Annotated in this window: 10 protein-coding genes; 7 read left to right on the top strand and 3 right to left on the bottom strand. The window is 42.1% G+C overall.

What is annotated here, in order from left to right; translation table 11 throughout:
• Positions 1-19 precede the first annotated feature (19 nt).
• Positions 20-1594, bottom strand: a complete 1575-nt coding sequence (locus V7L31_RS16130; protein WP_334697162.1) for an ArnT family glycosyltransferase — start codon at positions 1592-1594, stop codon at positions 20-22.
• A 551-nt stretch (positions 1595-2145) separates the two neighbouring features.
• Between V7L31_RS16130 and V7L31_RS16125 the strand changes: the two genes are divergently transcribed.
• From V7L31_RS16125 to V7L31_RS16105, 5 genes are all read left to right on the top strand, one after another.
• Positions 2146-2796 carry a sigma-70 family RNA polymerase sigma factor gene (locus V7L31_RS16125; protein ID WP_334697161.1) on the top strand — a complete coding sequence of 217 codons (651 nt, stop codon included), beginning with the start codon at positions 2146-2148 and terminating at the stop codon, positions 2794-2796.
• 480 nt (positions 2797-3276) lie between these two features.
• Entirely contained in the window at positions 3277-5931 is a 2655-nt protein-coding gene (locus V7L31_RS16120; RefSeq protein WP_442944433.1) for a CHAT domain-containing protein, read from the top strand.
• Between the two features lie 70 nt (positions 5932-6001).
• Positions 6002-6970 carry a DUF1822 family protein gene (locus tag V7L31_RS16115; protein ID WP_334697159.1) on the top strand — a complete coding sequence of 323 codons (969 nt, stop codon included), beginning with the start codon at positions 6002-6004 and terminating at the stop codon, positions 6968-6970.
• Between the two features lie 183 nt (positions 6971-7153).
• Positions 7154-9469, top strand: coding sequence for a CHASE2 domain-containing protein (locus tag V7L31_RS16110; RefSeq protein WP_334697158.1), 2316 nt, complete (start codon positions 7154-7156; stop codon positions 9467-9469).
• A 230-nt stretch (positions 9470-9699) separates the two neighbouring features.
• Positions 9700-10527, top strand: a complete 828-nt coding sequence (locus V7L31_RS16105; protein ID WP_334697157.1) for a DUF928 domain-containing protein — start codon at positions 9700-9702, stop codon at positions 10525-10527.
• A gap of 126 nt (positions 10528-10653) precedes the next feature.
• On the opposite strand, the gene V7L31_RS16100 is transcribed toward V7L31_RS16105, so the two are convergent.
• Complete coding sequence (locus V7L31_RS16100; protein ID WP_334697156.1) at positions 10654-12762, bottom strand: M3 family metallopeptidase; 2109 nt, start codon at positions 12760-12762, stop codon at positions 10654-10656.
• Positions 12763-12798: 36 nt separating this feature from the next.
• Here V7L31_RS16100 and V7L31_RS16095 point away from each other — a divergent pair, with 36 nt between their 5' ends.
• Together V7L31_RS16095 and V7L31_RS16090 are read left to right on the top strand one after the other, a co-directional pair.
• Positions 12799-12936 carry a hypothetical protein gene (locus V7L31_RS16095; protein ID WP_334697155.1) on the top strand — a complete coding sequence of 46 codons (138 nt, stop codon included), beginning with the start codon at positions 12799-12801 and terminating at the stop codon, positions 12934-12936.
• 339 nt (positions 12937-13275) lie between these two features.
• The gene (locus V7L31_RS16090; RefSeq protein ID WP_334697154.1) at positions 13276-14232 is read left to right on the top strand and encodes a hypothetical protein; all 957 of its coding nucleotides are present in this window, start codon (positions 13276-13278) and stop codon (positions 14230-14232) included.
• Between the two features lie 62 nt (positions 14233-14294).
• Here the strand turns inward: V7L31_RS16090 and V7L31_RS16085 are convergent, their stop codons facing one another.
• On the bottom strand, positions 14295-14942 hold the full coding sequence (locus V7L31_RS16085) for a flagellar motor protein (RefSeq protein ID WP_334697153.1): 648 nt from the start codon (positions 14940-14942) through the stop codon (positions 14295-14297).
• Between the last annotated feature and the right edge of the window lie 35 nt (positions 14943-14977).

Below are 14977 nucleotides of genomic sequence, written 5' to 3'. Positions count from 1 at the left end.
CAAAAATCGCTATCATATATCATTTAATTGATGATGAAATAAGAGTAAATTTATCAGCAGTGCCTAGAACCTGATGGTCAAATAAATTGATTTGCTTTAAAGTTACATCATCTAACAGTAAATAAGATTTATTAGATAACATTTTTTGTAGAATTGGTACAGTTGCAGCAGTTACCTTGCAATCGCTGTAAAAGTCCAAGCTAGGACGCCCATAAGCAAAAGAAGTATAAATTTGTGTTCCTGGTAAAACATTTGCCCGAATTAAGTCTGCAACTGGTTTAACTGGAAAAGCTTCCTTTAATTCCCAAATCCAAGATTGCGAACTTACCAACAGGGTTAAAACTAAATACATCCCTGTAAATAACACTGGAATAAAGTTGCGATCGCGCTTTTTAATTAGCCATGCTGTAATACCCATACTTATTGTTAAAATAATACTCATGACTATCAAAATAGGCTGCTTTTTCAGATAAAAGTAAACACAACCTCCTAAACCAGCAACAGCAATAATAGTCAGAAATATAGTCCAAGTTCTTACCCGAAAATTACCGTGTTGCCAAATTTCGCTAAATCTAGCACCAATTGCTAAAGCTAAAAATGGATATACAGGCATGATATACCAGGGTAGTTTAGTTCTCATCAAAGAAATAGTTCCTAAGTAAATAATTGTACCTAATAGAACTAGAGAACCCCAAGTATGATGACGTTCTTTCCAAGCTAGATAAAGCCCTCCAGGTAAAAATAATAGCCAGGGAAAACCATATTTAAGTAATTCCAATAAATAGTACCAAACAGGCCCGCTATTACCTTCAACAGATTGTACCAGGCGGTCAAAAGCTTGTGCTTGAAAATGCACTTCTAAAAAAGTATTCCCATAATGTTGCCACTGAGCAATATACCAGGCGATCGCCGGGGCATTTCCTAACAAAATTCCCACCCAGAGATAGGGACTTTTTAACAAAGCTAATTGTCGATCGGCAAGCAAAAATAAACAGGCGATCGCCCCCAACAGCAAAACTATCATTCCCTTAGTCAGAATAATTAACCCCAGACAAAATCCCACCCCTAGAGCATATTTTCGGTTCTGACGTGCCTTCAAAAGACAAAACAACAACAGCAAGAAAAAAGAAATAGTCATCCCATCTAACATTGCTAGTCGTCCATGACGCACCACAGGCAACATTGTCAAGTAAACTAAAGCAGCAAATAGAGCCGGTAAACTTTGCTTAAAGGCCAAACGCCCCACCAAGTAAAGCAAAGGCACTCCCAAGGCAGTTAAAACCGCACCAGGTAAGCGTGTGGTGAATTCTTGTACTCCTCCTAAGTGGTAGCAGCAAGCAATTAACCATTGCATCAAAGGCGGTTTTAGTAAAAATGGTTCTCCTTGAATAGTTGGATAAAGCCAGTTACCAGTACGATAAATTTCTCTAGCGACTAGAGCGTAAGTACCTTCATCCCAATCTCGTAAAGGGGAGTTTCCTAAAAATATCAGCCAAAGGACTAAAGATATTACCAGTAAGCTAAATAACCATTCTTTTTCTTGGAATGCGATCGTTCTTTTTGTGAATAGCTTTACAATATTTATGCTATACATTTAGGTCTAATAATCGTAGTGAATAATATTGCTAATTATGCAATCTAAAATACTCACAGTGAAAACTTTTTTGCTGGTATGAGGAAAAAATTGAATCAGCTTGGTTATCTGGCAATACGGTTTACTTAAGGGCTACTGGCAACAACTTTGGGGTTTTGAGACGCGATAAATCGCCGTCTCTACAAGTGTTTTGTTGCTCATTCTGAACTGTATTGGGTTATCTTGGTTGGATAATTGGCGTGACGGCCTTAATTTTGTTTGGATGCAGCAGCTTTTGGATAACTTTTTATCGCAACATAACGCGAACAGTATAACTCCGCTTAGAGCGAGTCTATGATACCGAGTATTCGGGCGTCGCATTTTTATTCTGACTTCTGAATTCTGAATTCTGAATTCTGACTCCTGAATTCTTCTTCATCTTTCCAGTTCAGCTAGGAGACGAGATGCGATACTCCCATTGAAAAAGATATCCCATCTTGACGAAAGGTAATTCTTTAGCGTGTTGTTATACGCAATACTAAGATATTCTTGCTTTCTTCGCCAAGATTGTCATGGTTCCATTCGATGAACAGCTACGCCGCTTAGTTACAGAAGCCTGTGGACACAAACCTGGAAGCCCTCAGCGTCAGAAGTTGCTCACGCAAATTATTCGCTTGACAGCAAGTAGACTCTGGAGAGAAACTACTCCCTACTATCAAGATGCACTACAACAAACTTGGTTGTATTTCTGTCGCAATGTTTGTGAAGGTTTGACAGGTCAAATCTACGATCCCAATTATGGCAGTATCATAACTTGGCTGAATGCCTACCTAAGAAGGAGACTACAAGACTTTTACCTTAACCAGAATCGGGAACAAGCCACAACAGTTCCTCAGAGAATTCGTCAGTCTACATCAGGTGGAATAAGTGAAGCCATTGATCCTATAGATAACCTCCCGGCTAGTCCCCAAGCACCTCCAATTCTGGAAGATTTGGAGATATGGGCGCAGACAGATTCTAATGGAGAACTGCGCGGTATTTACATTAAAGGGCGTCCAGATGTGAATTGTCAGGTGTTAATTCTCAAACGCTTACCCCCGGAAGTTAGCTGGAGAGAATTATCTGAAGAATTTGGGTTGTCAATTCCCACATTAAGCAGTTTTTATCAGCGCCAATGTCTACCGCGTTTGCGTAAATTCGCAGAACTGGAGGGATTATTATGATGGGTGATGAGTGTTGTTAGCAGTAGCGGGGCGTTGAGTCTTGAGTAAGAAGTAGTATTGTTGAATCTTTCCATTTTCAGCCGAGAAACTCACTCTTTGGTGATAAATAAGATTGTGGAAGCTCAGGGATAGGTGAGAGAGAGGAATGGTACTATTACTGTGGTAGCCCAAGCAGCTATGGAACTCCAAGAAATAAATTATCCAATATTGTGGGGTGGGCATCCTGCCCGCCATATAGACTGGGCTATCGTGTCGCCCACCCCACAAGAGTGAATTGGATATTTTTTTATTTGGAAGTCCTTATAGTTCATCCTGTACGCTCCTGGTTATCATCTACCTCTTGTCGTGGTTATGGCTAAAACAACTAGGATTTTTGGCGCTAATTCTGTAAAAGCTAAAAGACAAAAGGGGCTGGGGCGTCGCGTATTTTCCCTATGTTGCAGGATTTTTTACCCCTTCAGAGTTGGCCAATCACTCATTTTGGAAACCAAAAAAACTGCACTGGCTCACTTTTTATCTTTGCCTTTTTACTTCCTGATCGCTTTGCTATGCATTATCGGTTCACCGGTGTTAGCAAAAGTTCCTAGTTCAATCAATTCATCATCGCAACCGTCAATTAACAGGCTGATATCGCTAACTGTTACCACTGATCCCGCTTCATTATTACAACAGGGCAAAGTTTTATACAGTGCTGGTAACTTTGCGAAAGCTGTAGAAGTATTGCAAGAAGCTGTCCAAGCATATAAACAGCAAGGGGATAATCTCAAACTAGCAGCGACACTGAGTAATCTTTCCTTAGCTTATCAGCAACTCGGTGCATGGAGTCAAGCGCAGCAGGCAATTACAGAGAGCTTAGATTTGCTGAAAGGACAGGATAAAAACCAAAATTTGCCAATATTTGCCCAATCATTAGATATTCAAGGCCGTCTACAACTGGCAATGGGACAGTCTGAGGCAGCTTTAGCAACTTGGCAGCAGACGGAAGAAATTTACAAACAAGCAGATAATCAAAGTGGTGTGGTGCGATCGCTAATCAATCAAGCACAGGCGTGGCGCACCCAAGGGTTTTACCCCCGCGCTGTCAAAACACTAGATCGAGTTAGTCAAACATTAAAATCTCAACCTGATTCTATAGAAAAAACAGTGAGTTTGCGATCGCTCGGTGATGCCCTTTTGGTATTGGGTGATTTGAAAAAGTCACGCCAAGCACTAGAAGAAAGTTTGAGAATTGCTCAAAATCTGCAATCTAGCGCTGATATTGGGGCTAGTCTGTTCAGCTTGGGAAATCATGCCCGTAAACAACAGGAAAAACAACAAGCGATCGCCTATTATCAACAAACAGTCGCAGCATCTCCCTCACCTCTGACAAAAATTCAAGCGCAACTAAATCACCTGGCACTACTAATTGAAGATCAACAATGGGCAAAGGTTCAAAGTCTCTTGCCATTGATTGAGTCCCGACTCGACCAACTCCCCCTCAGCCGTGCGAGTATTTACGCTCGTGTTAACTTTTCACAAAGTTTAGCAAAAGTCAAGAGTGGTGTATTGCAAGCATCCAGAAATAATTATTACTCAGGACTCAGCACCAAAGACTCAGCAAAGTTACTCGCCAGTGCCATCCAGCAATCCCGCAGTTTAGGGGATAAGCGGGCGGAGGCTTATGCTTTGAAGAGTTTAGGCAGCTTGTACGAAGAAACTAGGCAGTGGTCAGAGGCGCAAGACCTGACCCGGCAAGGATTAGCTTTGGCACAGAGTAGCAATGCCCCAGAAATTACCTATAGCTTGGAGTGGCAGTTAGGTAGATTGCTGTGGGCAACCAAAGATATAAATGGTGCGATCGCCGCTTATGATGCGGCTGTAGAAACTCTCCAGTCTCTCCGCAGAGATTTAGTAGTGAATAAAGATGTCGTGAACCAGGATATACAATTCAACTTCCGGGACAGTGTAGAACCCGTCTACCGCCAGTCAGTAGAATTACTGCTACAATCCCAACAGGGAAAACCAAATGAAGAAATATTAGATAAAGCACGCGATCGCATTGAAGCACTCCAACTAGCAGAATTAGACGACTTCTTCCAAGAAGCTTGTCTGCAAGGACAAAAAGTAGCCCTAGATAAATTGGTAGACCAAAATAATTCCAAGGCTGCCATCCTTTATCCAATTATTCTTCGTGACGAACTCCAGGTAATTGTCAAAATTCCCAAACAATCTCTGCAAAGCCACAGTACCAAAATTTCCCAAGCAGAAGTAGAGAAACTCTTAGTAGAACTGCGAAGAAATCTTGTCAATCCCACTGCTACTAAGATTGTCCAAACCCAATCGCAAGAAGTTTATAACTGGCTGCTGAAACCCATTGAGTCACAACTGCAAAAAAGTGGCGTTGATACCCTAGTATTCGTTCTAGATGGCCCATTACGCAATTTACCAATGGCAGCACTCTACGATGGTCAACAATACTTAGTAGAGAAATATGCGATCGCTCTCAGCGTAGGTTTGCAACTCCCAGACCCGAAACCGCTAGTAAAACAGCAACTCAGAGCGCTAACAGCAGGACTGACTCAGCCACCACCAGGATTTACCAAATTTGCACCATTGCTAGCGATTAAATCTGAGTTTGATGGCATTACTAAAGCCGGAGTTGCGACAACCAGCCTCATGGATGGAAATTTTAAGAAAAAGAATTTAGAAAGTGAAATTAGTGCTGCTTCATTCAACATAGTGCATTTGGCAACCCACGGTCAGTTTAGTTCTCGCCTTGAAGACACTTTTATTTTAGATTTCGATGGTCAGATCAACGTCAAAGATTTTGATACTCTCTTCCGCAGTCAGGGTAAAACCATAGTAGAACTATTAGTTTTGAGTGCTTGCCAGACAGCAGCAGGAGACAGTCGTGCAGCACTCGGTCTAGCAGGAGCAGCTGTACGAGCCGGGGCACGCAGTACCATAGCTTCCCTATGGCAAATTGATGATGAATCAACAGCGATGTTTGTGAGTGCCTTCTATCGAGAACTCAAGAGTGGCAAAATCACCAAAGCCGAAGCAGTCCACCGTGCCCAGCTACAACTGTTGAAACATCCCAACTATCATGCACCAAGCTTTTGGTCTGCCTATGTGTTGATTGGGAATTGGTTGTAATTTTGTGGCATAAATTTAGTGAATGCAGCTGATATGTAACATAGCAGCATTGATCACTCAAGATTGACTTATGAATAACTCCACCTATCAGCTAGACGATTTCGCTTTAACATTGCCGATTTCCCAAAGAGCTCGCATAACTGCCCAGCAATTTGCTAACCAGCAGCCAAACTCTGAAAAAGCAGAGCAAGTCCGGTTGAATACTCTAGCTGTATGGGTGGTAAATGACTACTTGCAGATGATGGATATTCCGACTGATCTTCAAGCTAGTGACAGTTGGAACCCCATCATGCGCTTTTGTGGGAATGTTGCTGACTTAGATGTACCCTCAATTGGTCGTCTGGAGTGTCGCCCCATCCATCTACATCAGCAAATATGTTCTATTCCTCCAGAAACTTGGGAAGAACGAGTAGGTTATTTAGTAGTTCAATTTGATGAATCGCTCCAAGAAGCGAAGCTACTTGGTTTTATCCCTAGTGTCGCAACTGAAACACTGCCTTTAGCGCAACTGCAACCATTGGAAGCGTTTATCGATCATTTATGGCAACTGCGTCAATCTCCAGTGAATTCACTAGTGAATTTGAGTCAGTGGTTTGCTGGTGTATTCGAGACTGGCTGGCAAACTATTGAATCCCTGTGGAACACGCCAGAACTCAGACCAACTTATGCCTTTCGCAGTATTGAAACTTTGGAACTAGAGACCCTTAATCGACCAGAATCAACTACTAAACGGGCAAAACTGATTGATTTGGGTATCCAAATTCTTAACCAACCAGTCATGTTAATTGTGGAAATTAGCTCCGAAAAAGAGCAACAAACTAGTATTCATCTCCAATTGCACGCCACTGGCAATCAAATCTATTTGCCACTAGGAGTTCATCTCACTGTTCTAGATAGTTCGGGAGAAGTATTTCTAGATGCTCAATCTCGAAGATCGGACAATTACATTCAGTTGCAGTTCCGTGGTGAACCTACAGAGCAATTTAGCGTTAGGGTAGCCTTGGATAATACTAGCATTACCGAACATTTCCGAATTTGAATTGTTTAGCTATCTTCCCTTTTTGTCAGTAATTTATTAAGTGGTAATTGGTTAATTAAAAACTAAAAATTAAAAATTCAAGCTGGCTTTTAGGGATTTTGAGAAAAGTCTGTAGATGCTTGTGGAGCTTGTTATGAGACATTAGAACAGGGCGCGATCTTGCTTAGGGAGATAACGACGGTCATGGGTAAGTTAGTAGTGATGAAATTCGGAGAGGGTAGTTTTGAGCAGGGATTTGCTGTCACTCTCCAAATTGGTGAAGAACACGAGCGTGCTGCAACCGAAATTACAGGGAAGCTACCTTCATTTCCTGAAATGCCGCTTTATTATAGTCATTGGCAGTCTAGTTATCGGCAAATAGGCAATCGTTATCGCCTCCATGCTGACAAAATGCAGGTAACTAATGTATCGATGATTCAAGACTGCGAAAACACTTCTCATATTTTGCGGGCACGCTTTAATACCTGGCTACGATCAGAAGATTTTCGCCCTTTGAGAGAAAAATGGTTAGAAAGATTGTCGTCTACGGACGAAATACGGGTAATTTTGCAAACCGAAAATAGCCAATTACAGCTATTACCCTGGCATCTGTGGGACTTGTTAGAACGCTACCCCAAGGCTGAAATTGCCCTTTCTTCACCATCTTACGATCGCATTCACAAGCCACGCACTCCCAATCAATCAGTCAACATTTTGGCAATTGTGGGCAACAGTAAGGGGATTGACACCCAAGCCGATCAAGCTTTACTGCAACAGTGTAGTAATGCAGAGGTCAGTTTTTTAGTAGAACCACCGCGTAAAGAATTGACTGACCACCTCTGGGGAAAAAACTGGGATATTCTCTTCTTTGCCGGACACAGTTCTAGTAACAAAAATGGAGAAAGCGGACGAATTTACCTGAATAAAACTGATAGTCTGACCATTGGCGAGTTAAAGTATGCTCTCAAGAAAGCCATTGAAAACGGCTTGCAATTAGCGATATTCAACTCCTGTGATGGATTGGGTTTAGCGCGAGAATTGGCTGATTTGCAAATTCCTCAAATAATCGTCATGCGCGAACCTGTACCAGACCAGGTTGCTAAGGAATTTTTAAAGTATTTTCTCCAAGGCTTTGCAGGTGGTGAGTCTTTATATCAAGCGGTACGCCAAGCACGAGAACGCTTGCAAGGACTTGAGGATCGATTTCCCTGTGCGACTTGGCTACCAGTGATTTGCCAAAATCCAGCCCAAATGCCACCTACTTGGGATGAATTAAGGTCTGTAAAACCTGAAGAAGATAAACCAAATTTACCCTTGCCTACCAAACGCAGATTTCGGACAATTTTGTTACCCAGTTTGGCAATTACAGTCTTGGTTTGTGTGGTGAGATGGCTGGGATTGTTGGAAAATCAAGAAATTCAAACCTTTGACTTAATGATGCGATCGCGCCCTGCCGAAGGTACCGATTCCCGATTGTTGATAATCACAATTGACGATGACGATTTGGCAATTCAAAGACAAAATAACGAATCCTTGATCGGGGCTTCCATTTCTGAAAAATCTCTCAATAAACTCCTGGCAAAACTAAATCAATACCAACCCCGTGCGATCGGCTTAGATATCTACCGTGATTTTTCTGCCAAAGAACCAGATTTAATTACTCGTCTCCAACAAACTCAAAATTTGATTGGTGTATGCAAAGGGAGTGATAGCAAAGGAAATATCAAAGGCATTAAGCCACCCCCAGAAATCCCCCCAGGAAATTTGGGATTCAGTGACTTTATTCACGATCGCGATGGCGTGATTCGTCGGCAACTTCTGTTTATGAATCAGGAGACGACATCCTTGTGTTCTGCTCCTTATGCCTTCAGTTTACAACTTGCCTCCCTCTATCTGCGCCCTTTAGGAATTCAAACGAAGTTCACTCCAGAAGGGAATTTGCAACTGGATAAAACTATTTTTCCGAATCTGAAGCCTCATACTGGCGGCTATCAAAATATTGATGCTAATGGTGGTCAAATCTTACTCAACTATCGTTCATCAAAAGAGATAGCCGAACAGGTAAAGCTAACGCAATTTTTATCTAGTCCAATTAACCCCAGCGCCATTAAAGACCGAATTGTTCTTATTGGTGTGGTGGCAAAGGGGGATTCTCCAGATACCTGGCCAACACCCTATGGCGTTCCTTTAGATGAGCAAATGCCAGGAGTGTTAGTACAAGCTCACATGATTAGCCAGATTCTCAGTGCAGTCCAGGATGGGCGGCCGTTATTGCGGGCTTGGTCATTCTGGGTTGAGGTGGCCTGGATTTGGGGCTGGTCTTTGGTAGGGGGAGTCCTAGCTTGGCGCAGGTTTTCATTACCTTGGTTGACGTTGGCAATTGGTGTTACTTCTAGCGTTTTGTATGTAGTTTGCTTTGGTCTGTTAATTTCAGGTGCTTGGGTACCATTTGTCCCGTCAGCTTTATCGCTAGTAGCTATGGGGGGATTGATGTCAATTTATAATTCAAAAACAGATTAGGAGGGGAGTCGGGAGATTAACAATTAAAAATTAACAATTAAAAATTAAAGACATCTCAGACGAGGATTTAGCAAGAAACGCGGTCTTGGGCAAAGCCCAAGTGGAGCGATTTCTCAAGACAAACACCGACAGAAATGGGTGCTAGATGTAGATTGCAGGTTTTTAAACCCTTGAATCTACGATAAATAATACCCAATTTAAAATCTAAAATCGTATAAGGCAAGGTTTTTATGAATTCAAATTCACAACCAATAAAACTGTTTTTAGTATTAACTTTTAGCTGTACAAATTTATTAGTTAGCCTAACTCCAGTACTAGCGAAACCAACTCTTGATTCTTCACGTAGCGATGGCTCTCAGACTAAAACAACCCTGGCTCAAGTTACCAGCTTTAATCAACCTCCAATTCCACCTGGCCCTGCTCCTGGCGGTCGGGTTCGTGGTGGAGCGAAACGCGGGCCGGCTGGATGTAAAATTACCAAACTTGACCTGACTGCTTTAGTACCTTTTACTCAGGAAGCTAACTCAGTAGTTAATGTCTGGGGACAAACAACAGTAGAACACCCAAGTTGGTTTTTCTATGTGCCATATACCAAAGATTTGCCATATATAGTTGAATTTGTACTGCAAGAAGATCCTGACTCTAAAGATTCTAAAGAGATTTACCGAAAAGCGATCGCTCTACCAGATAAACCAGGAGTCATCCGCGTTTCTTTGCCTACGAATACTCCGGCTTTAGCAGTAGACAAACAATACCGCTGGTTTTTCACCATTAACTGTGACCAAGAAAAAAATTCTCCCCCGACTTACGTTGAAGGGGTAATAAAACGAGTGAACCTGAGTGCAGAAACAGTCAAAGAACTAGAAACCACAGAACCTCTAAAGCGCTATGCAATCTATGCCCAAAAAGGAATATGGCACGAGGCACTGACGACGCTGGCTGAACTGCGTCAAAAAAATCCTCAAGATGCGGCACTGCAAGCAGAGTGGCTAAATTTACTACGCAGCATCCGCTTAGATGATGTTGCAGCAGAACCGATTCTTCCAGTAACACCTTAAAAAAGAACTCAGAATTCAGAATTCAGAATTCAGAATGCAATCAGTGGAGGATTTAGACTCTAAGGATTATTTGTAAAAATGTTGATGTAGAGACGTTGCATTGCAACGTCTCTACAGAGGTGTTGTTTAGTTTGCAGGCGCACTCACTAAACCATTGTGCCTCAGCAAAGCGATCGTACTCGGTTCACGACCCCGGAAAGTTTTAAACACTTCCATTGGATGCTTGCTACCACCGAGAGCCAGTACCGTATCTCGATAACGTCCACCTGTCGCTTTTACAGCTTCCTCATCTTCTAGCCCAGCTTCTTCAAAAGCGGCAAAAGCATCAGCGCTCAGTACCTCAGCCCACTTATAACTGTAGTAGCCGGCTGCATAACCACCCTCAAAAATATGCCCGAAAGCACATAACATTGAATCTTCTGGAAGTGGTGGTAAGATAGTAGTCGTTTTAGCTATGCGATGACGCACATCTGCCGGAGTTTCATCGCTACCAGAACGATAACGGTAATGTAATTCTAAATCAATACTACTAAAGTGAATTTGCCGCAACATCGCAGTACCAGTCATATAATTACGCGCCGCTAGCAGCTTTTGATAATAATGTTCCGGTAGAGCTTCCCCAGTTTCGTAATGTTTAGCCATGCCAAACAAAGTAGGTCGCTCATAACACCAGTTTTCCATAAACTGACTAGGTAGTTCCACTGCATCCCATTCCACATTATTGATGCCTGCGGCTCCAACATAATCAACCTTGGTGAGCATGTGCTGCAATCCATGACCAAACTCGTGGAACAAAGTTTCTACTTCATAGAAAGTCATCAAACTCGGCTTGCCATCTACTGGAGGAGTTTGGTTACATATCAAATAAGTCACAGGCAATCGAACGCTAGATGCACCATTCTCAGTGATTTTGGCACGATTGATGCATACATCCATCCAAGCACCACCACGCTTTTCTGCTGGACGGCTATAGGGGTCTAAATAGAAGTAGGCTATGGGAGAACCAGTTTCATCAGCTATTTGGAAATAACGGACATCCTCATGCCACACTGGAGCTTGACCATCGGCTGGAGTTACTGTAACACCAAACAACCGCTTGACAAGTCCAAACAAGCCATCTAGCACCTGAGGAAGGGGAAAGTAGGGACGCAATTCTTCAGCAGTAAAAGCAAATTTTGCTTCTCGTTGGCGTTCTGCCCAAAAGCTGATATCCCAGTGTTTTAAATCTTGAGATTCTTCTCCATAAGATGCAGCAAAAGCTTGGAGTTCTTTTAAATCTTTGACAGCAGCATCATAACTAGCTTGGCGTAGTTCTTCTAATAGTGCTTCTACTGCTTCAACATTAGGAGCCATTTTACTGGCAAGGCTCAACTGGGCAAAACTTTTAAAGCCAAGTAAATCTGCGAGTTCTTGCCGTAGCTCCAAAATACGCACAATTAACGGATTATTATCTAAATCGCCACTAGAAGCGCGGGTGATATGAGCTTTGTAGAGCTTTTCACGCAAATCTCGACGGGTACTGTGCTGCATGAAAGGGCCGAAACTGGGGAAATCTAAAGTAATGCGCCAAGGGCCATTCTCTGGTGTGGCCTTTTCTTCTCCAGCCGCACGAGCAACTTGGGCAGCTAAACTTACCAAACTTGGTGGTAAACCGTCAATTTCCGCTTTTGTTGTCAGGGTTAAGCTAAAGGCTTTTGTGGCATCAAGTACATGGTTAGAGAATTTGGTCGAAAGTTCTGCCAACTCCATCTGAATGGCGTTGAAACGCTCTCTTGCTTCTCCTTGTAAGCCAACACCAGAAAGCTCTGCGTCTCGAATGGCAGCTTCAACAATCCGCTGTTGGGCTAATTCTAAAGTTGCCCAACTATCACTGCTACGGAGTGCTTTAAAAGCATTGTAGATGGGTTGGCTTTGACCGAGCTTGTTGATAAATTGTACGACTAGTGGCTGTACAATTTCATGAGCTTCGCGCAGTTCCGGGCTATTTTTAACACCCATTAAATGATTTACCACCCCCCAACTCCAGGTAAGCCGTTCTGTCAGCTTTTCTAAGGGTTCTACTAAATCACTCCAAGTCGGCTGTACATTAGCCTCTAAGGTGGCAAGGTGCTGGTCAAGTTCTGCCAACAACTGATTGAAGGCTGGTACTACTCGTTCTGGTTTAATCTCTGCAAAGGGAGGTAAACCATTGCCTTGGAGTAAGGGATTATGGGAAATAATGGTACTTGCACTCATGATTTTGTGTGAACTGCGAAGGAATAAAAATCAACAATGATTTTTATTTATATATCTTCTAATGTAACGATCGCTGTGCTTTTTAGTATTACCATTCTGGTAAAAAGGCAAAAAAAGCGAGAATTATTCATAAAAGTATCCCATCAGGCATTTGCGATCGCATATTCTAAGTGATTCGCACCATCGCAGAGTGCATTTACCTAACTCAACCTAACTAAAGGCGATGCCTATGGCGGCCTACGCCTACGCGAAAAGATATCATAATATACTATGTCAAACAGGTAGCTCATCCGCGAGTATGAGCGTTATCCTGAAGGCGTAGTTTCAGCCCAGCAATTAGACGCTTTCAAGGCGTGAGAGGAGTTCAATTAACTGAGCGCGATCGAGCGTTCTTGCCAAACAGAGAATAAGACTCTACATTGTTCCACATTTATGATATTATTTGGCAACTCATCTTTTTACTCGTAAAATCGAAGACAAGATCAAGGTCAGTAGAAAAGAGTCCTTAAATTAATGAGTACGTTAATCAGTCATGATGGAAGAGCTATCACTAAATATCAGGTGGTAGACCGGATCAACGATATCGCTTGGCAAGCCCACCAAGGGAGCGTTGCGGCGATTATTCAGCTATTGAACGAAAAGCTAGCCAAGTCTGGTGTCAGAACTAGAGCCATGTTTTCTGATGGTGTTTTACAACTTCTGTGCGAAGCGGCTAGGGTCGAGCAACTTGAGCAATCTCCCCTTGTAGAACAAATTCACCAAATTCTTGAGTCCATCGCCCCGCGTCACATTCGCCGAGTTAATATCAACAGTCGGATTGTTCGGGAACAACAATTACTGTGGTTAAAGGAAATAGATAGCGATCGCGAAAACCAATTGCTTTGGTCACAGGAAATTACACTAATTCAGCCTAATATTATAAAGCAATTAATTAAAGATTTCACAGAAGCTCAAGCCGAACTAGGAAAACCAAATTATCCTAAAACTCAAGTTTCTCGTCCTTTAGTACTGATTAACAAAGAAAAATACAAAAATAAACCCAACACAAAGATATTAGCGGCGGCTGGTTTATGCTCACTGTTGTTGCTCAGTTGGGTTGTTTATGCCCAGCTAGGTAATAAACTGAAAAACCTCATACAACTAGAAACTTCCAAATCTTCAACTACAGAAAATACTAACGATAGGAAAGCCCGAACGCCATCCAGCGCTCCTAACAATAGCTTTTCTGAGTCATCTGACGATCCATTTCAAATATCTGTGCGAATTGCAAACCTTGCTTCTGCATCTGGGAAAACAGCTACAACCTCAACTCAGTGGTTAGAGATAGCTGCTAAATGGCAACGGGCTTCAGATTTAATGAGTACGGTACCACAAACCCACACCCGCTATCAAGAAGCTAAGATTCGTACTCAACTATATAAGAAATATAGTGAAGCGGCGCAGAAAGAAGCCGATAAGAGTAAATCTTAGTTTTTTATTATTTGGAAAACTTCGATTACTGATTAGTATTCCAGCAGTGGGGAATGGATTATTTACTTTACTTCTCGCACTTGACCCAAGCGCGTAAAACGAATTTCAATACGTCGCCGCTTCGGTTCTGGCTGGCGTTTTTCTTGTGGAATGGGAGCAAATTCCCCACTTGGTAATATTAATTGTGCCGCAGAATAAGCGCGAAATTGAATTCCTGGCATCTTATTTTGTTGCTGGATTTTCAGCAATTCTTTAACCACTGCAAGGGAACGCATCAATCCTAAATCAGCGTTAGAACCGGCTTTAAGCGTACTAACTGAACCCCCTTGGCTAGCTGCTGTCTCTAAATTAGAGTCTAAATTGCTGCTGACAATACTAACAGGTTGTTCATCAGTATGTCCAATGATTTCAACTGTATTAATGTTGTAAGATTTTGTGGTTTTTTCTATATCAGGTACAAGTTTATTTTTGATATAGTCTAACATTGTCATTGGAATTACTGCACTACCTAGATCAAACCTCGAATTTTCATCTTTTATCAACAAAATTGGCGGTGTCCCTGGATTAGATATTTGCGATATCGTATAGTTAGTGCTGGCTATTAATAATAATAGTAGCAAGATCATAAAGGCATTAGACATTAAATCTGTAAAAGCAGGCCAAATATTTAAATCTTCTTTGTAGTCATTATGCCGTGAACGACGAGCCATAATTGAATATTTTAGTTTCAAATTAATATCAATGT

This window comes from Nostoc sp. (assembly GCF_036916655.1).
Classification (GTDB): Bacteria; Cyanobacteriota; Cyanobacteriia; order Cyanobacteriales; family Nostocaceae; genus Nostoc.
This window is presented reverse-complemented; position numbering and strand designations above follow the sequence as displayed.

Coding starts and splice junctions, on each gene's coding strand:
- V7L31_RS16130 (WP_334697162.1), bottom strand. CDS start 1,594: ATGTATAGCATAAATATTGTAAAGCTATTCACAAAAAGAACGATCGCA.
- V7L31_RS16125 (WP_334697161.1), top strand. CDS start 2,146: ATGGTTCCATTCGATGAACAGCTACGCCGCTTAGTTACAGAAGCCTGT.
- V7L31_RS16115 (WP_334697159.1), top strand. CDS start 6,002: ATGAATAACTCCACCTATCAGCTAGACGATTTCGCTTTAACATTGCCG.
- V7L31_RS16110 (WP_334697158.1), top strand. CDS start 7,154: ATGGGTAAGTTAGTAGTGATGAAATTCGGAGAGGGTAGTTTTGAGCAG.
- V7L31_RS16105 (WP_334697157.1), top strand. CDS start 9,700: ATGAATTCAAATTCACAACCAATAAAACTGTTTTTAGTATTAACTTTT.
- V7L31_RS16100 (WP_334697156.1), bottom strand. CDS start 12,762: ATGAGTGCAAGTACCATTATTTCCCATAATCCCTTACTCCAAGGCAAT.
- V7L31_RS16095 (WP_334697155.1), top strand. CDS start 12,799: ATGATTTTTATTTATATATCTTCTAATGTAACGATCGCTGTGCTTTTT.
- V7L31_RS16090 (WP_334697154.1), top strand. CDS start 13,276: ATGAGTACGTTAATCAGTCATGATGGAAGAGCTATCACTAAATATCAG.
- V7L31_RS16085 (WP_334697153.1), bottom strand. CDS start 14,942: ATGGCTCGTCGTTCACGGCATAATGACTACAAAGAAGATTTAAATATT.